General features: G+C 65.7%; 16 protein-coding genes. 7 read left to right on the top strand and 9 right to left on the bottom strand.

What is annotated here, in order from left to right; genetic code table 11:
- Positions 1 to 74: 74 nt before the first annotated feature.
- The 4 genes from LC083_RS06250 to LC083_RS06240 form a co-directional block, all read right to left on the bottom strand.
- A complete protein-coding gene (locus LC083_RS06250) occupies positions 75 to 1,736 on the bottom strand; it encodes an ABC transporter ATP-binding protein (RefSeq protein ID WP_226699641.1) in 1,662 nt (553 codons plus the stop codon).
- 44 nt (positions 1,737 to 1,780) lie between these two features.
- Positions 1,781 to 3,670: an asparagine synthase-related protein gene (locus LC083_RS06245; protein WP_226699640.1), complete on the bottom strand. Its 1,890-nt coding sequence runs from the start codon at positions 3,668 to 3,670 to the stop codon at positions 1,781 to 1,783.
- Positions 3,671 to 3,695: 25 nt separating this feature from the next.
- Positions 3,696 to 3,821, bottom strand: coding sequence for a hypothetical protein (locus LC083_RS13980; RefSeq protein WP_264187099.1), 126 nt, complete (start codon positions 3,819 to 3,821; stop codon positions 3,696 to 3,698).
- A 62-nt stretch (positions 3,822 to 3,883) separates the two neighbouring features.
- Positions 3,884 to 4,153 carry a PqqD family protein gene (locus tag LC083_RS06240; protein ID WP_226699639.1) on the bottom strand — a complete coding sequence of 90 codons (270 nt, stop codon included), beginning with the start codon at positions 4,151 to 4,153 and terminating at the stop codon, positions 3,884 to 3,886.
- A 139-nt stretch (positions 4,154 to 4,292) separates the two neighbouring features.
- On the opposite strand from LC083_RS06240, the gene rpe reads away from it, so the two are divergent.
- The 6 genes from rpe (at position 4,293) to dxs (ending at position 11,806) form a co-directional block, all read left to right on the top strand.
- Positions 4,293 to 4,955: a ribulose-phosphate 3-epimerase gene (rpe, locus tag LC083_RS06235; RefSeq protein WP_226699638.1), complete on the top strand. Its 663-nt coding sequence runs from the start codon at positions 4,293 to 4,295 to the stop codon at positions 4,953 to 4,955.
- Complete coding sequence (locus LC083_RS06230; protein ID WP_226699637.1) at positions 4,952 to 6,814, top strand: heparinase II/III family protein; 1,863 nt, start codon at positions 4,952 to 4,954, stop codon at positions 6,812 to 6,814. The genes rpe and LC083_RS06230 overlap by 4 nt, the downstream gene beginning before the upstream one ends.
- Before the next feature lie 7 nt (positions 6,815 to 6,821).
- On the top strand, positions 6,822 to 8,408 hold the full coding sequence (purH, locus tag LC083_RS06225) for a bifunctional phosphoribosylaminoimidazolecarboxamide formyltransferase/IMP cyclohydrolase (protein ID WP_226699636.1): 1,587 nt from the start codon (positions 6,822 to 6,824) through the stop codon (positions 8,406 to 8,408).
- A 219-nt stretch (positions 8,409 to 8,627) separates the two neighbouring features.
- On the top strand, positions 8,628 to 9,308 hold the full coding sequence (gene msrA, locus LC083_RS06220) for a peptide-methionine (S)-S-oxide reductase MsrA (RefSeq protein WP_226699635.1): 681 nt from the start codon (positions 8,628 to 8,630) through the stop codon (positions 9,306 to 9,308).
- Between the two features lie 36 nt (positions 9,309 to 9,344).
- A complete protein-coding gene (locus LC083_RS06215; RefSeq protein ID WP_160608523.1) occupies positions 9,345 to 9,812 on the top strand; it encodes a Fur family transcriptional regulator in 468 nt (155 codons plus the stop codon).
- A 71-nt stretch (positions 9,813 to 9,883) separates the two neighbouring features.
- Positions 9,884 to 11,806 carry a 1-deoxy-D-xylulose-5-phosphate synthase gene (dxs, locus tag LC083_RS06210; protein WP_226699634.1) on the top strand — a complete coding sequence of 641 codons (1,923 nt, stop codon included), beginning with the start codon at positions 9,884 to 9,886 and terminating at the stop codon, positions 11,804 to 11,806.
- Between the two features lie 109 nt (positions 11,807 to 11,915).
- Here the strand turns inward: dxs and LC083_RS06205 are convergent, their stop codons facing one another.
- Positions 11,916 to 12,239 carry a hypothetical protein gene (locus tag LC083_RS06205; protein ID WP_226699633.1) on the bottom strand — a complete coding sequence of 108 codons (324 nt, stop codon included), beginning with the start codon at positions 12,237 to 12,239 and terminating at the stop codon, positions 11,916 to 11,918.
- A 45-nt stretch (positions 12,240 to 12,284) separates the two neighbouring features.
- On the opposite strand from LC083_RS06205, the gene LC083_RS06200 reads away from it, so the two are divergent.
- On the top strand, positions 12,285 to 13,082 hold the full coding sequence (locus LC083_RS06200) for a crotonase/enoyl-CoA hydratase family protein (RefSeq protein WP_226699632.1): 798 nt from the start codon (positions 12,285 to 12,287) through the stop codon (positions 13,080 to 13,082).
- 18 nt (positions 13,083 to 13,100) lie between these two features.
- Here LC083_RS06200 and LC083_RS06195 read toward each other — a convergent pair whose 3' ends face one another.
- The 4 genes from LC083_RS06195 to LC083_RS06180 are packed head-to-tail and all read right to left on the bottom strand — an operon-like array spanning position 13,101 to position 17,004.
- On the bottom strand, positions 13,101 to 13,781 hold the full coding sequence (locus LC083_RS06195) for an NnrU family protein (RefSeq protein ID WP_226699631.1): 681 nt from the start codon (positions 13,779 to 13,781) through the stop codon (positions 13,101 to 13,103).
- Between the two features lie 57 nt (positions 13,782 to 13,838).
- Positions 13,839 to 14,348, bottom strand: coding sequence for an FKBP-type peptidyl-prolyl cis-trans isomerase (locus tag LC083_RS06190; RefSeq protein ID WP_226699630.1), 510 nt, complete (start codon positions 14,346 to 14,348; stop codon positions 13,839 to 13,841).
- Positions 14,345 to 15,637 carry an amidohydrolase family protein gene (locus LC083_RS06185; protein ID WP_226699629.1) on the bottom strand — a complete coding sequence of 431 codons (1,293 nt, stop codon included), beginning with the start codon at positions 15,635 to 15,637 and terminating at the stop codon, positions 14,345 to 14,347. The genes LC083_RS06190 and LC083_RS06185 overlap by 4 nt, the downstream gene beginning before the upstream one ends.
- Positions 15,634 to 17,004: an amidohydrolase gene (locus LC083_RS06180; RefSeq protein WP_226699628.1), complete on the bottom strand. Its 1,371-nt coding sequence runs from the start codon at positions 17,002 to 17,004 to the stop codon at positions 15,634 to 15,636. The genes LC083_RS06185 and LC083_RS06180 overlap by 4 nt, the downstream gene beginning before the upstream one ends.
- Positions 17,005 to 17,012: the final 8 nt, after the last annotated feature.

Raw genomic sequence — 17,012 nt, 5'->3', positions numbered from 1 at the left:
TCTCGCCACAATCTTTCGCGATGCTTCTAGCAAATTGCGCTGAATTGCGCCTGAATTGCGATACTGCCGCGCGTTCAGCCAATTGTTAGCCGGCCATTTTCGAGCGTGACGATCCGGTCGGCCATGTCGCGCAACAGACCGCGATGCGCAATGGCGATCACGGTGGTCTTGCCGGCCAATTCCCGTAGCGCCGCCGCAATCGCCTCCTCGCTGTCGGCATCGAGCGCGCTGGTCGCCTCGTCGAGAATGATGAGGTCGGGCTTGCGCATCAGGGCGCGGGCCAGCGCGATGCGCTGCTTTTCGCCTCCGGACAAGGCTCGGCCTGCATTGCCGAGGTCGCAGTCGAGACCGTCCGGCAGGGAGTGCACGAAGCCGGCGTGGGCGGCCTCCAGCGCTTGCATCATTTGCGCCTCGTCAGCTTCCGGTTCCACGAACAGGAGGTTGTCCTTCACACTGCCCGAAAAGAGCACCGGCTCCTGCTGCACATATGCCACGCGCCTGCGCCAAGCGATGCGGTTGGCCTCGGTGAGCGCTACGCCGTCGACTGCAATCGCTCCGGCATCGGGGCCGGTGAGACCGGCGCACAGGTCTGCGAGCGTGCTTTTGCCCGCACCCGACGGCCCGCAGAGCGCGACCATCGTTCCCGCCGCGATTTCGAGGTCGATATGCTCGAGCGCGCTTTGGCCTTCGCGATAGGCATAGCCGACGCCTTGCAGGGCAAGGACCCGCCCGAGCCGGGGCGCTTGCTCTGCGCCGAGTGCTTCGGCGTGTTGCAGCCCGCGTTCCGTCATGGCGAGCGCGCGGTCGAGCGCTGGCGCAGCATGGGCCCAGCCTTGTGCGCTGGCCTGAAGCTCGCCCACCAGCGGCAAGGCCCGGACGAACAGCGCGGCCAGTGCGAGGACCACGGCAAGCGGCATGGCGAAAACTTGGAGTGCCGCCCAGACGCCCAGTGCGGCGAGGACCGCGCCAAACAGTTGCAGCATCGCATGAGCAAGCGCGCTCGACAGGACATATCCGCGCTCCACCGCGCGCAGCTCGCCGAGCGCGCCGGCGATCCGCCGGGACTGCGCCCTCTCCCTTCCGAAACTCTTGATCACCCGCAGGCCGCGCAGGCTTTCGCCCAGCCTTGCATGAAGTTCGTCGTGCCGGGAGGACAGGAGCTCACCTAGCTCGCGGGCGCGACGACGCATCGGCGACAGCAACATGAGGGCGAGTGCGCCGAGGCCAAATCCTGCAAGCGCGGCGAGCGGAGAGATGACCAGTGCGGCAAGGCCAAGCGCGCCGAGCGAGGCGGCGAGGCGCACGAGAGTGCCGCACAGCTCGACCGCATAGCTGCAACGCTCGATGTCGGAAATCAGCAGCGCCTCCGCCTCGCCCTCAGCAAGACTCGAGGACCAGTGCCACCCCGCGCCGAGGACGGCATCGACCGCGCGAATCCGCAAGCCGTCCACCACAGCGATGCGCAAGTCCTGCACGGCCAGCCTGCGCAGGATTTCCACTGCGGCCCTGACCGCGACAAGGATTACGAACACGCCAAGCAGGGCCTCGATCGGCCAGCGCGGCAGAGCAAGGCCGAGCGGCATGTCGGCGCCGCCCAGTGCAGCGAGCAGGGGCACGAGCAGGACGAAGCCTGCGCCCTCGGTGAAAGCTGCCAGCAGCGACAGGGCGACCACGGCTGCAAAGCGCCTTTGCCCTCCAGCGGCGATTACCTCGCGCAGCGCTTGCCGTGATCCCATGAGCAGGGTCTATGCGTCAGCCGGCCCGCAGATCAAAGCCTGCGCTAGAAGTCGTTGCGGTTTTCGACGTGTCCGAGATAGCGCGCCGCAAGGATCGCTCGCGGCAGGGCGGCGAGACGCGACCACTCCTGCTCCCAGCTGAAGTCCGTTGCGGGCGGCCAATCCTCGATCAGGCCGACAAGGCGGTCGATATCGAGCGCTTCGCCGAGGAACGGGTGGTCGCGCGCCGCCTCGAGCGTCTCGATCATCTCTGCGCGGACCGGCGTCATGCGTGCATGCCAGTCGACATTGTGCTGGCCGTGGAGCCGATTGGTGCGGATCGCCTCGGGAATGCGTCCTTTCCCGACGAGACGCGCCAGGCGGCGCTCCACGCCGTCGCGGGCAAAGGCCTCCAGCGGAAGGGAGAAGCAGAATTCGACGAGCGGGCGGTACGCCATCACGTCGCGCTTCCTGATGCCGTAAAGCTGCTCGAAGGCGAGGTCGACGTCGAAGGCGGAGCTGTCCGCATTCGCAAACTCGCGCGCGACCGCATCTGCCCGGCTGCGGTCGTGCGTGAAGTCCTCCCATTCTCCCGAAGTGCCGCGCGACTTTGCGCGGGAGGCCTGCGAAGCGCGCGCACCGGGCGAAAGCGGCGAAAGCAGCGCGGTCATGTCGCTCCTCGCCGGGTGCACCAGGCGACGTGCCAGCTTGCGCGGTGCCGCCGGGAGATGCGGCAGGACCGAGAGGGCGAGCAGCTTGCGCCACAACGGCCTCGTATCGCCCGGCCGGTTGCGCAACAGCCCGACCAGCTCGCCCCAGCGGCCTTTTCGCGCATACTCGCAGTAACCGTAGCGGCCCGCATCGCTCAGCGTCGCATTGCCCATGTCGGCGGTCAGCATTGTGTCGCAGCCCAGTTCGCGCGCTTTCTCGTAGACGCAGTGCATCATGCCGACATTGCCAAGTCCCTGTGCAAACACCTCGCTCGCCGCAAAGACCTCGCGCGCGCGGCGGTCGAAGGGGCCGACATCGTCGCTCGCCCTGTGCCAGTCGAGCCGTGGCTGCTGTGCTGCGAATTCCCCGGCAAGGGTGCTTTCGTCGCCCAACGTGCCGGGCTCGTCGCGGCCGTCCCAACCCCGGTCCGGGACGAAGGTAATCGCCGGAAGCCTGCGGCCTTCTGGAAGGCTTTCGAGCAGCGAGGCGGTAACGAGCGGGGAATCGAGCCCCGCCGACAGGGTGACTGCAGGTTTCGCCGCCCAGGCAAGAGCCTTGCGAGCCGCCTCGTCGAGCAGTTCCCTCGCTCTCTCGACTGCATGGCCCTCGTCATAAGAGGCGCCGCCCGAAGGCACGGGCGGCGTGTACCAGCGGTCGAGAATTTTCTCTCCTTCCGAGAGAGTGACAGTCGCGCCCAACGGGACTCTCAACACGCCCTTGTGCCAAGCAGTCTCCTCGATACAGCGCCAGTCGAAGGCCAGTTCGTCGACCATCCGCTCGTAATCGGGCTCGCGCGGGGTGCCGGCGGCGAAAAGCACGCGCATGAGCGGCGATGCAATGCTCTCCCCGTCCGCGTGACGATAATAGAGCGGTGGTGCGCTCCACGGCGAGCGTGCGAGCCGCAGGCGCCCATCGCCCCATCCAGCGATCGCGGCATAATTTCCGATGATGCGGCGGTCGGCGTCTTCACCCCAAGCGGCCAGGGCAGCGGCGTAGAGGGCGGCAGGGTTGACCGCTTCCAAGTGCAGCAGTTCCGCGATTTCGTCGGCATTGTCGATCCAGCCCGTAAGAGCGGCTTGGACGCCTTCCGAACATCCCAGAAAGTCGCGTGGCCCCGCCAGCAGGGCAAGTCCCTGCTCATCGCGCACGGACGCAGCGCCGGAGACGTATCGGGCCAGCGCCTTTCGGGCATCTTCAAGGCGCGGGGAAGGTTCGCCACTCCATTTGCGGAGAGCGGCTATCATGGGAAGCGGAAGCGCTGCCGCGCTGTCAGGAGTGCCCGATGGCCGACGACTGCCTGACGCCGCCGGGCGGCCCGGCAATATCGCGGATCGTGCCGAGGCGCACCAGTTCGGGCTTGGTCCAGGCCGGCTTGGGCGAATTCTGCTGTTTCATCGAAGATCGACCTTTCGCATGCGAACATATCATGGGCCGGTGCCAAGTCAAAAATTCCGCGATTACTTGGCCGGGCCGATGAGTGCCGCAGCCCTCAGTTCTTCCACGAAAACGGCGATATCGGCTTCAAGAGTGGCAGCATCGACGTCGAAGGCGGCAGAAAGGTGCTCGGCAATCTGCGACTCGTCGCGCCGGCCGTCGATGGAGTCCCACACCGAGCGGGCCGTGCCGCTGAGCGAGAACAACTCGCCCCCGTCGAGATCGACGATCAGAAGTTCCCCGTCGACATCGGTCGCGGCGAAATTTCCGGTGAGCTTGTGCAATGCGGCCATGGCCTCTGCCTAATCCGCCCGGCCGCGGCTTCCAAGTCCCTATGCGGTGGAAAAGGCGGGGTGCGCGCCTTGTGGCGGCGTCCCCCGCGCGCGTAGGCGAGTAGACAGGCTCAACTCGCGACAGACCGGACAAGCGAACATGGCAGCCCCGCTGATTTCTCCTTCCATCCTTTCGGCCGATTTCGCCCGGCTCGGCGAAGAAGTGCGCGCCGTTGATGCTGCCGGGGCGGACTGGATCCATATCGACGTGATGGACGGGCATTACGTGCCCAACATCACAATCGGCCCGGCCGTCGTGAAGGCGCTGCGCCCGCATTCGGACAAGCCGTTCGACGTGCATCTCATGATTGCGCCGATCGCCCCCTATCTCGAAGCCTTCGCCGAAGCGGGGGCGGATATCATCACCGTGCATCCCGAAGCCGGTCCGCACATCCACCGCACGCTGCAGGCCATTCGCGGCCTCGGCAAGAAGGCGGGCGTGGTGCTCAATCCCGGTACTGCGGTCGAGGCGCTCGACTACCTGCTCGAGGACGTCGACCTCGTCCTCGTGATGAGCGTCAATCCGGGTTTCGGCGGGCAAAGCTTCATCCATTCGCAGCTGCGCAAGATCGAGGCCATCAGGAAGCGCATCGATGCGCTGGGCAAGGATATCCGGCTGGAAGTCGACGGCGGCGTCGACCCTGTCACCGCACCGCTCTGCGTCGACGCGGGCGCCGACGTCCTTGTTGCAGGGTCTGCGACCTTCCGCGGCGGGCCGGACAAATACGCGTCGAATATCGCCGCCTTGAAGGGGTTGGGATGATGGAGGGCCACGCCGACCTGCTCAGCGCCGTTCGCGAAGATGCGCCGGACGACGACCAGGTCGCGCTGCCTCTCGGTTCTGCCGAAGAGCCGCTGGTGACCTCTCCAGCTGTCACCGAACCGGAAGCTGAGATCGAATCGGCGCGCGCGCTGGTGCTCGCCGATTTCCAGCCTCCGCGCACGGGTCCGCTCCATACAGCCATGCGCTGGGCCTATCGCATCGGGATTCCGGGGCAGGTGCTGTCCTCGCCGCTGCGCAAACCGGCGAAGCCGCGCCTGCTGGGCACGGTCGAAAGCCCGCTGGCAGGCAACCGTTCTGCCGGTGTCGCGCTAAGGGCCGGGCACTTCATGGCAGGCGGGATGAAGCTGCCGCTCGGCAAACTCGATTTCGGGTCGCCGCCGAAACTCGCTCCGCCTTTCGTGCGCGCGGTGCACGGCTTCACCTGGATGCGCGACCTGGCGGCCAGTGCACCGCGCACGCAATGCGTCGGCACTGCTGGCGACCTCTTCGCCTCGTGGCTGCAAGCCAATCCGCAGGTCGGCAAGGGGCCGGCATGGACCGTGGAACTGGCTGGCCTGCGCCTTCTCAACTGGATCGTCCATGCACCGATCCTGCTAATCGGCGATGGCGAGCGGCTGAAGCCCAAGTATCTCGATGCGCTCGAAACCACTGCGCGCTGGCTCGACCGGAATGTCACCGGCGTCGACGACCGGCTGGCGCAGGCCGCCGGCTGGTCCGGCATTGTTGCTGCCGGACTGTTGATGCCCGACGGCTGGGCGCGGCGGCTCTATGGCGAAGCAGGCCTGCTCAAGACGCTCGGCGAAATGGTCGGCGAGGATGGGGGCGTCCTGTCGCGCTCGCCCAGCGCGCAGGCTGAGGCCGTAGCGCTGCTGGTCGAAGTGCGCGCCTGTTATGCGGCGGCCGGACGTACCCATCCTGCCGCGCTCGACACCATGCTCGGCCTGCTGGTGCCCGCGCTGCTGTCGCTCCGCATGGGCGATCGGGGCCTCGGTAGCTGGCAGGGTTCAGCAGCGATGAGCGAGGATGCGCTCGACGCGATCGTCACTGCCAGCGGCGTTCGCGCCCGCCCGATGGTGGAGGCCAAGCAGTGGGGCTACCAGCGTATCCGCGCTCGCGATGCGCTGCTCGTTTTCGACGCCGCGCCTCCGCCGAAACCCAAGCATGCGCGCCATGCTTGCGCCTCCACGCTGGCCTTCGAATATTCGCATGGGCCCCAGCGCATCATCGTCAATTGCGGCGGCGCGGAGCTGGCCGGCGCGCTGGTTCCTTCGCGGATCGAACAGGGCCTGCGCGGCACCTCGGCCCATTCGACGCTGGTGCTCGATGATGCGAATTCGACCGCCATCCTGCTTCACGGCCAGATCGGCAAGGGTGTGGAAGAGGTCGATTGCACCCGCGATACCATTGCGCAGGGCGCCAAGAACGCTACGCGGCTGGAAGCGGCGCACAACGGCTATGCCGCGCGCTTCGGCCTCATCCATCGCCGCATTCTCATGTTGTCCGACGAAGGCACGGAGCTGCGCGGCGAAGACGTGCTCGAACCTTCGGGGCGCAAGGGCAAGCGCGGCAAGATCGGCTTCGCCATGCGCTTCCACCTGGGGCGCGGCATCGAGGCGCGCGTGACCGAGGACGGGCGCGGCGTCCATCTCGCCATGCCCGATGCAAGCTACTGGCAATTCCGCCTCGGAGGGGATACCGGCGAGGCCGCATGCAGCGTCGAGGATTCGCTCTGGGTCGATGGCCAGGGCCGGCCGCACGGAACGCAGCAAATCGTGGTCGAAGGACTGACTGCCCGCAGCGGGGGACGTTTCCCCTGGCTGCTCAAACGAATGGGGTAATTTTCACGTGAGCGAAGTGGCGATCAAGCGGGCACTGCTGTCGGTGTCCGACAAGAGCGGATTGGTGGATCTGGGCAAGGCGCTGGCCGCGCGCGGCGTGGAACTGGTGTCGACCGGCGGCACTGCCAAGGCGCTGCGCGAAGCGGGTCTCGACGTGCGTGATGTATCCGACCTCACCGGCTTCCCCGAGATGATGGACGGCCGCGTGAAGACGCTGCATCCCATGGTTCACGGCGGCCTCCTGGCCGTGCGCGACAATCCCGAACACGCCGCCGCCATGGAAGAACACGCGATCGGCGCAATCGATCTCGTGGTGGTCAATCTCTACCCGTTCGAGGCGACCGTGATGCGCGGTGCGGAGCGTGACGAGATCATCGAGAACATCGATATCGGCGGCCCTTCGATGGTCCGTTCTGCGGCCAAGAACCACCAGTTCGTCACCATCGTCACCGATCCTGCCGATTACGGCACGCTCGTCTCCGAACTGGAGGAGACCGGTGCCACCACGCTGGAGTTCCGCCGCAAGTGCGCGGCCAAGGCCTTTGCCGCCACGGCCGCCTACGACAGCATGATCAGCCAGTGGTTCGCCTTTGGCGACCAGCAGCAGCTGTTCCCCGACTTCCTCGCCGTCAACGGCAAGGCTCCGGTCGAACTGCGTTATGGCGAGAACCCGCACCAGAAGGCGGCGCTCTATACGCCTTCCGGCCCGCATGGCCGCGGGATCGCGCAGGCTGAGCAGCTGCAGGGCAAGGAACTGTCCTACAACAATTACAACGATGCCGATGCCGCGCTGGAACTCTGCGCCGAATTCGCGGGCGGCGAGCCGGCGGTGGTGATCGTCAAGCACGCCAACCCCTGCGGCGTGGCGCAGGCCTCGAGCCTGCTCGATGCGTGGAACGAGGCGCTTGCCTGTGACAGCGTGTCGGCGTTCGGCGGCATCGTCGCGGTGAACACCGAGCTCGACGGCCCGACAGCCGAAGCAATCTGCGAGATCTTTACCGAGGTCGTCATTGCTCCTTCGGTGAGCGAGGAGGCCAAGGCCGCTTTCGCCAAGAAGAAGAACCTGCGCCTGCTCGTCACCGGCGACCTGCCCGATCCGCGCCGCGGCGGCCTGTTGGTCAAGCCGATCACCGGCGGCCTGCTGGTCCAGACGCGCGACAACGGCGCGATCACCGAGGCCGATCTCAAGGTGGTGACCCAGCGGGCGCCGACGGAGCAGGAGCTGAAGGACTGCCTGTTCGCCTGGACCGTGGCGCGCCACGTCAAGTCGAACGCCATCGTCTATGCGAAGGACGGTGCGACTGCCGGCATAGGCGCGGGCCAGATGAACCGCCGCGACAGCTCGCGCATTGCAGCAATGAAGGCTGCCGAAGCGGCCGAGAAGTATGGCTGGGACCAAAGCCGCACCGTCGGCAGCGCGGTTGCTTCGGACGCGTTCTTCCCCTTCGCCGACGGGCTTCTGGCTGCGGCCGAGGCAGGCGCAACCGCAATCATCCAGCCGGGCGGTTCGATCCGCGACCAGGAAGTGATCGCTGCCGCCGACGAGCAGGGCCTCGCGATGGTCTTCACGGGGATGCGCCATTTCAGGCACTGATCACCCGGCTGATCGCCTGAACGAATTACAACCATCGCATTAACCGTGTTGCAATCGGTACGCCTGTAACCAGATGGGCAAGCGTACCGAAAGACCTCCCATGAACCTCTTCAGCTCCGACCTCTATCGCAACTTCGGCATCGGCTTTCTTGCCGGCGCCGCCCTGGTTGCTGCCTCCAACGGCCACGCGCTGATCGCGGCGATCCCCGCCCTGTTCTGATGCGCAGCTTCGCTTCCGGTCTCGCTGCAATCGCGCTTCTCGCGGTTTCGGCCTGCCAGGAGCCCGCCCTCGCCGCCGAAAGCGTGGTTGAGGCCCCCGCCGCCAAGCGAATCGCGAAAGAGAGCAAGGGCCTCAAGACCGCCATTTTCGCAGGCGGCTGTTTCTGGGGCGTCGAAGCTGTCTTCAGCCATACCAAGGGCGTCACCAGCGCCGTTTCCGGATACCACGGCGGGACTGCGCGGCAGGCCGATTACAAGCTGGTTTCGTCGGGCGTCACCGACCATGTCGAAGCGGTAAAGGTCACCTACGACCCGTCGGTCATCCGCTATGACGAACTGCTGCGCATCTTCTTCTCGGTCATTGCCGATCCAACTCTGAAGGACCGGCAGGGCCCCGATCGCGGCGCGCATTACAATGCCGAACTGGCGCCCGTGTCTGCCGAACAGCTGGCCGTGGCCAAGGCTTACCTCGCCCAGATGAAGGCGAGCGGGAAATGGTCGCGCCCGATCGTCACCGACATCGTGCGCGCGCAGGCATTCTATCCGGCCGAGACCTATCACCAGGACTTCGCTGCGAAGAATCCGCGCCATCCCTATATCCTGCGCTGGGACGCGCCGAAGGTCGCTGCCCTCAAGCGGCTCTACCCCGCTCAGTACCGGTCGGAGTTCCGCCGCAACTAGCTTGCGCAGGGGCAGTGGGGCGCTTACCTCTCACGCATGGCCAAGCACGTACACGCTCACAAGGAACATTCCGGCGACGCCCTGATCGACGCCGCCCGCCACACGCTGACCGACGCCGGCGAGCAGTGGACGGGCATGCGCCAATCGGTGTTCGAGGAACTCGCCCGGCACGAAAAGCCCGCCAGCGCCTACGACATTGCGGACAATCTGTCGGCTGCGCGCGGCAAGCGGGTTGCGCCCAACAGCGTCTACCGGATCCTCGACCTGTTCGTGCGGACCAATCTTGCCAACCGGATCGAGAGCGCCAACGCCTATCTTGTCAACACGCACCCGGGATGCCGGCACGATTGCATCTTCCTGATCTGCGACGATTGCGGGAAGGCCATGCATATCGATGACGACCGGGTGACCGGCGCCTTGCGCGAAGCGGGCAAGGATGCAGGCTTTACCGACGTGCGGCCCGTGGTGGAACTTCGCGGCCTATGCGACGATTGTGCCGCATGACGACGAGTTGTGTAATATGAGCGATAAAGCGTTCATCGACAGTTTCGATTGCCGCGTGTAAGGCCGCTTCCATGACGACGCGCCCTCATACGCCGCTGCTGGATACGGTCGATTATCCGGCCGACCTCCGCAAACTCGACAAATCGCAGCTCCGCCAGCTTTCGGACGAATTGCGTGCCGAAATGATCGATGCCGTCGGGACCACCGGCGGGCACCTCGGTTCGGGCCTCGGCGTGGTCGAACTGACTACTGCGATCCACTATGTGTTCAACACGCCGGAAGACAAGCTGGTGTGGGACGTTGGGCACCAGTGCTACCCGCACAAGATCCTCACCGGCCGGCGCGACCGCATCCGCACGCTGCGCCAGGGTGGCGGCCTGTCCGGCTTCACCAAGCGCGCCGAAAGCGAATACGACCCCTTCGGCGCAGCGCACTCCTCGACTTCGATCAGCGCGGCGCTGGGCTTTGCCATGGCGAACAAGATGCTGGGCAAGCCGGGACGCGGCATTGCGGTCATCGGCGACGGCGCGATGAGCGCGGGCATGGCCTACGAGGCGATGAACAATGCCGAGGCGGCCGGAAACCGCCTGATCGTCATCCTCAACGATAACGACATGTCGATCGCCCCGCCCGTTGGCGGCCTGTCGGCCTATCTTGCCCGCACCGTGTCGAGCAGCGAGTATCTCGGCCTGCGCAGCCTTGCCTCGCGCCTTTCGAAGAAGCTCAGCCGCAAAGTCCATGACGGGCTGGAAAAGGCAGAGGAATACGCCCGCGGCATGGTGACCGGCGGTACGTTGTTCGAGGAACTGGGCTTCTACTACGTCGGCCCGATCGACGGGCACAATCTCGACCACCTCATCCCGGTGCTGGAAAACGTACGCGACAGCGAGCAGGGCCCGGTCCTGATCCATGTCGTCACGCAGAAGGGCAAGGGCTACGCCCCGGCCGAGAACAGCGCCGACAAATACCACGGCGTCGCCAAGTTCGATGTCGTCACGGGCGAGCAAAAGAAGTCGTCGGGCGGCCCGCCCGCCTACCAGAACGTCTTTGGCGAGACGCTGGCCAAGATCGCCGACACCGACCCGCGCATCTGCGCGATCACTGCCGCCATGCCGAGCGGTACGGGCGTCGACAAGTTCGCCAAGGCGCATCCGGACAAGGCGTTTGACGTCGGCATTGCCGAACAGCACGGCGTAACCTTCGCTGCGGGCCTCGCGGCACAGGGCATGCGGCCCTTCGCGGCGATCTATTCGACCTTCCTCCAGCGCGCCTACGACCAGGTCGTGCACGACGTTGCCATCCAGAACCTGCCCGTGCGCTTCGCCATCGACCGCGCGGGCCTGGTCGGGGCGGACGGCTGCACCCACGCCGGCGCCTTCGACATCGCCTATCTCGCCACGCTGCCGAACATGGTCGTGATGGCCGCCGCCGACGAGGCGGAGCTGGCGCACATGACCTATACGGCCGCCGAATATGACGACGGGCCGATCGCCTTTCGTTATCCGCGAGGGTCAGGCACCGGCGTGGAAATTCCCGCGCAGCTGCAGAAGCTGGAAATCGGCAAGGGCCGCATCGTGCGAGAAGGCACCAAGGTCGCCATCCTCTCGCTCGGCGCGCGTCTCGAAGAGGCGAAGAAGGCTGCCGACCAGCTGGAAGCCAAGGGCCTGTCGACCACCGTTGCCGATATGCGCTTTGCCAAGCCGCTCGACACCGAGCTGATCGAGAAGCTGATGCGCAGCCACGACGTCGTCGTGACCATCGAGGAAGGGGCCGTCGGCGGCCTCGGCGCGCATGTCCTGACCTTTGCCAGCGATGCCGGCCTGACCGATGCAGGGCTGAAGGTGCGCACCATGCGCCTGCCCGACGTCTTCCAGGACCAGGACGATCCGGTGAAGCAGTATGACGAGGCGGGCCTCAATGCGCCGCATATCGTCGACACCGCGCTCAAGGCCCTGCGCCACAATTCGGCAGGCGTCGAAGAAGCGCGGGCATAATGCCCTCGATTCAGAAGAGTTCCCGCCATTCGAAAATCACTGGCGAGTTCGCGGAGCACCTGATTCTATATTGGCTTTCGAAACACGGTTTCGAGTGTGCCCGTATCGATCACACAGGGATCGATCTGATCGCACGTCGCCCCGCGACCGATCGACCGATGGGAATCTCGGTAAAATCACGTTCGCGTAACCCTGGGACTGAGGGTAGCTTTTTATCTATCTCAAATGGCAATTTTGAAAAGCTCAACGCAGCTTGCGAATCGTTCTTGTGCGATCCGTACTTCGCTATCGTTGTCGATGAGGCTGATGCGATCTCTTGCTTCATCCTGCCCTCTTCGGTTTTGAAGGAAATCAATCCACCTGGCCAGAAAGTCTCGGCTTGGAAGATGTCGCCAAAGTGGTTGGAGCAATACTCCTCGGACAGCCGAATCATAGGTTTCTCGTTTGCTACAAAGACTGAACGATGGTGGTCGCAACAATGAGTACCCTGAGTGCTAATACTGTTGGCCACGTCACCACTCTGACGCTCAACCGGCCGGACAGCATGAACCCGCTCGGTGCGGCAGGTGACGGGGATGCCTTTGCGGCGGCCTGCGATGCGATCAATGCAGATATGGACGTGCGCTGCGTCATCCTGACCGGTGCCGGGCGCGCCTTCAGTGCGGGCGGTGACATCAAGGCGATGAAGGACAAGACCGGCAATTTCGGCGGGACCGCGCCCGAGATTGCCGATGGCTACCGGAACAACATCCACAAGATCCTGCGCGCGCTCTATTCGCTGCGCGTGCCGCTGATTGCGGCGGTCAACGGCCCAGCCATCGGACTGGGATGCGACCTTGCTTGCCTCGCCGACATTCGCATCGCGAGCGAGAAGGCGAGGTTCGGTGTCACCTTTCTCAAGCTCGGCATCATCCCCGGTGATGGCGGCACATGGATCCTGCCGCGCATCATCGGCGAGGCGCGCGCGGCGGAGCTGTTCTATACCGGAGACGTGATCGATGCGCCCACCGCGCTCGACTGGGGCCTTGTCAGCCGGGTCGTCGACCATGACGCGCTGATGGACGAGGCCATGGCGCTCGCCGGAAAGGTCGCGGCCATGCCGCCTCACGCCCTGCGGCAAGCCAAGAACCTCATGCGGCAGGGGCGCTCGACGAGCTACGACGCCGCGCTGGAAATGGCGGCTAACGCACAGGCGCTGATGCATACCACCCGCGACCACATGGAAGGCGTCGACGCGCTGATCGAAAAGCGCGCGCCCAAGTTCACCGGTGAATAGGTCGCGCGGGCGAGGGCGCTAGAACCAGCGCCAGACGCCTGCGGGAATGCCGATCGCGTGGATGTGCCCATAGGTCGCCGCGAGCCAGATGGCGACGCCGCCAGCCCACGCTACGCCCCCGGCCCTGGCGAAACCCGACAGGCGCGGCCAGTAGCTGGTCTGCGCTTCCCACCCGGCCCAGGCATCGCCCATCAGCACTTCCTTCTTGCGGTCCTGCATATGCGCCCCGACGAGCGCAAGGAAGCCGAGCGATCCGGAGAGGACCAGTTGGCGCGGGGTGGGGCTGAGCATGATGTGCACCAGCGCCCACAGCGCAAAGCTCCACATCATGGGATGGCGCGTGACATGGAATACGCCGTGCACCCCGGCGGCGGCGTGAGCCGCTGCGCGCGGATCGGGAAGCGCGGGGTTCTTCACGAAGGACCCGGCAAGCAGGACCGATGCGACCAGCATCACAATGCTGGCGATGCCCCAGGTCGCATCACCCATCCCGTTCCACAAGGCAGCGCCTCCGGGCCCGGCATCGCGATAGGCGAGCACCATCCAGACGAAGGTCGCCAGAGAGACAAGCGAGTAGAGGCCGCGAAAGCCGTTCTCGCCCAACCTTGCGACCAGCGGCGCGCGCAGCGGATGCGACAAGGCGAAATGCGAGCCGACGAAAGCGATCGACGCGGCAACGAGATTGGTCAGCGGTTCCATGGCACTCTCCCCCGAGATAGCACGAAACTAAGTAGCAAATAAAAACCTATCTGGCAATCATTGCTTTTCGATGCCCAGCAGTTTCACCTTGAACACCAGCGTCGCACCGCCGGGTATCGGCCCCTTGCCTTGCGCCCCGTATGCGAGGTCCGCCGGCGCCGCGATCTCGATCGTGTCGCCCACGCCCATTTCGGGAATGGCCATCTGCCATGCCTTGATCAGGCGGCCGAGCGGGAAGGTCACTGGCTCTCCGCGATCGTAGCTCGAATCGAAGGTTCCGCCATCGATGAAGGTGCCGGCGTAGTGCACTGTCACCCGGTCGATCACGCGCGGCTTTTCGGTGCTGCCGGCATATTCGAGGTACCGCCAGTAGAGGCCGCCTTCCATGTAGCGCCAGCCGTCTTCCGGCTTGAGCGCGGCGAGATAGGCCTGCTGCGCGTTCATCCAGGCGATGTCCTGCGACCTGTCGGGCGGTGCATCCTGCGCGGTCGCGGCGAAACCCGCCACGGCCACGAAGGCGCCGCCCAGCGCAAGCAGGGTAGTGCGCATTTCCTTGGGCAGGCTCACCAGTCGAATGCCTCCGGCAAGCGGCTCTCGTCGAGTTCGCGATAACGGTCGCGCAGGCGCGTCTGGTGGTTGTCGAGCGGCTGCTCGACCCCGTCGATGAAGACCTTGGTCGGCACGGAGCCGACTTCCAGCGGGTCACCGTCCCAGATCACCACGTCGCCCATGGACCCCTTAGCCAACACACCCGCCTTGCCGGAGAGCCCGCTAATCGAGGCCGGCACCGAGCTGATCGCGGCAAAGGCCTGACCCCAGCTGAGGCCGTCCGCGCCCGGAACGCGGGCCAGCGCGACGAGGTTGCCGGCGTACTGGTTGAGGTTGCGCGGGTTTTCCATCGTGGCGGCGTTGATCGCCACCTTGACCCCGGCCTTGGCGAGGCGCCCGACATTGGACTGGGTGCTGGCCAGTTCCTCGAAGCTGTTGGGCAAATCGTCGAGGCCGTCTGCAATGACGGGCACGCCTGCGGCCGCGATCTCGCGGGCGACGAGCCAGCCTTCGCTGGCGCCGACGAGGACCAGGTCGAGGCGCGGGAAATCGCGCTTGAGGCCCAGCACGCTGCGGATATCCGAGGCGCGTTCGACGGACACGTAAAGCGCCTGCTCGCCGGCCACTACCGGGCCCAGGGCCTCGGCATCGGCGCGGGTCAGCATGGCGCTTTCCGCGTCCCACCGGCCGCGTGCGAAATCCTGTGCTTCGCGCAGGGCATTGGCGAAAGCGACATAGGTCGCAACGCGGCTGCCCCCTGCAAGGCGCGCACCGCCTTCACCGAAGGCGACGACCTGGAAGGCCTTGGCCCGCGTTACGGGCTGGCCGTCGGCGCCGAGGTCGATGATCGCGCCCTGTCCGCCGAAGATCGAGCCTGCCGGCGAGGTGACGGTAGCCGCGCGCGTGATGCCCGCAGCCCGGTGCACGAGGATGTGCTGCGAGGAGGGGTTGATCGCCGGTGCGACATCGAGCGCCGCATTGAATGGCGAACTGCCCGGACGTACGTCGTTCGATTCGCTCACGCCCGACACATCGGCGAGGCCGAGCGTGGTGACGGTAGCGACGAGCCCGGGCGTCACCCAGGCCCCCGCCACGTCGTAAACCGTGTCCGTTTCGAAAGCGCCGGCGCCTGCCTGCGGTCCGGCATAGGCGACCTTGCCATCGTCGACGACGACCACGCCGCGTTCGATCGGCTCGCTCCCGTCGCCGGTGGCGAGAGTGGCGTTGGTGATGACGAAATCCTGCGCGGCGGCAGGGGCGGCGGCAAGGGCGAGCACGCTCGCCGCGAGGGTCAGAGCGCGCTTCATTTCACGTCTCCTTCACCGGGCTGGCCGAGCTCGAAATCGCTCACCGGTCGGCGCTTGCGATCCATGGCATCGAACATCAGCGCCCCGTCGATCCAGACCTTCTCGGGCCGCGAATAGACCGACAGCGGGTCGCCGTTCCACAGCACGACGTCGGCCATCTTGCCGGCCTCGAGACTGCCGGTCATGCCGTCGATCCCCATCGCCTTGGCGGGGTTCAGCGTGATCCAGCGGATGACCTGCGCATCGGAGATGTCGATGCCCACGCGTTTGCCGGCGGCCTGCGCCTTGGCTGCTTCCTGGTTGAGGCGCTGGATGCCGTTGGCATCGTCGGAGTGGATCACGACGCAGGCGTCCTCACGCTGGAGGAAGGCGGCGTTTTCGAGAATGCCGTCGTAGCTTTCCATCTTGAAGCCGTACCAGTCGGCCCAGATCGCGCTGCACACGTCGTTTTCGCGCAGCAGGTCGCCGATCTTGTAGGCTTCGACCGCATGGTGGAAGGCGCTGACCTTGTAGCCCATCTCCTTCGCCATATCGAGGACGAGAGCCATCTCGTCGGCGCGGTAGCAGTGGTTGTGGACCAGGATTTCGCCGTCCAGCACGCCCTTCAGCGTTTCCTTGGCGAGGTCGCGCTTCTTGCCGTCATAGGCCTTGGCATCAAGCCAGGTTTGCCGGTTGACCGCGAAATTACCCATGCGCGTCGAGGGCATCCGGCCGCGACCGCCATAGACGCGCTTCGGGTTCTCGCCACAGGCCATCTTGAAGCCGTAGGGCGCATCGGGGAATTTCATCCCCTGCACCGTGCGCGCGGGCACGTTCTTGAGCGTGGCGGAACGCCCGCCCATCAGATTGGCCGAGCCGGGCAGGATCTGCAGCGAGGTCACGCCGCCATTGGCGAGCGCGCGGGTGAAGCCCGGATCCTGCGGCCAGACCGAATGTTCCGCCCAGACTTCGGGCGTGGTCGGGCTGGTCGCCTCGTTACCGTCCGAATGCGCCTGGACCGAAGGGGTGGGATAGTCGCCGAGGTGCGAGTGGATATCGATGATGCCCGGCGTCACGAACTTGCCGGTCCCGTCGAACACCGCGATGTCGGCAGGGACAGGCGTGTCGGGGCCGCCGATCGAGACGATCTTGCCGCCACTGAAGAAGACCGTGCCCTTGTCGATCCTGCCGCCCTTGCCGTCGTATATCGTCGCATTGACGAGCGCGGTCGGCGTGCCCGGATAGGGCGTGTAGGTCGAAGGGAAGGGCGCTTCCGCCTTTGCCGGGGCGCTGCTGGCGCTCTTGGTGTCGGACTGCCCGGTGGTCGAACAGGCGGCGAGCGCGATGGCCAGCGTGCCTGCGGCGATGGTCTTGATCGATTTCCTCATGTGCCCCT

Origin of the sequence: Qipengyuania gaetbuli (assembly GCF_020524765.1) — a bacterium.
GTDB lineage: Bacteria > Pseudomonadota > Alphaproteobacteria > Sphingomonadales > Sphingomonadaceae > Qipengyuania > Qipengyuania gaetbuli_A.
Note: the sequence above shows the minus strand (reverse complement) of the source record. Positions and strands in the feature narration are given on the sequence as shown.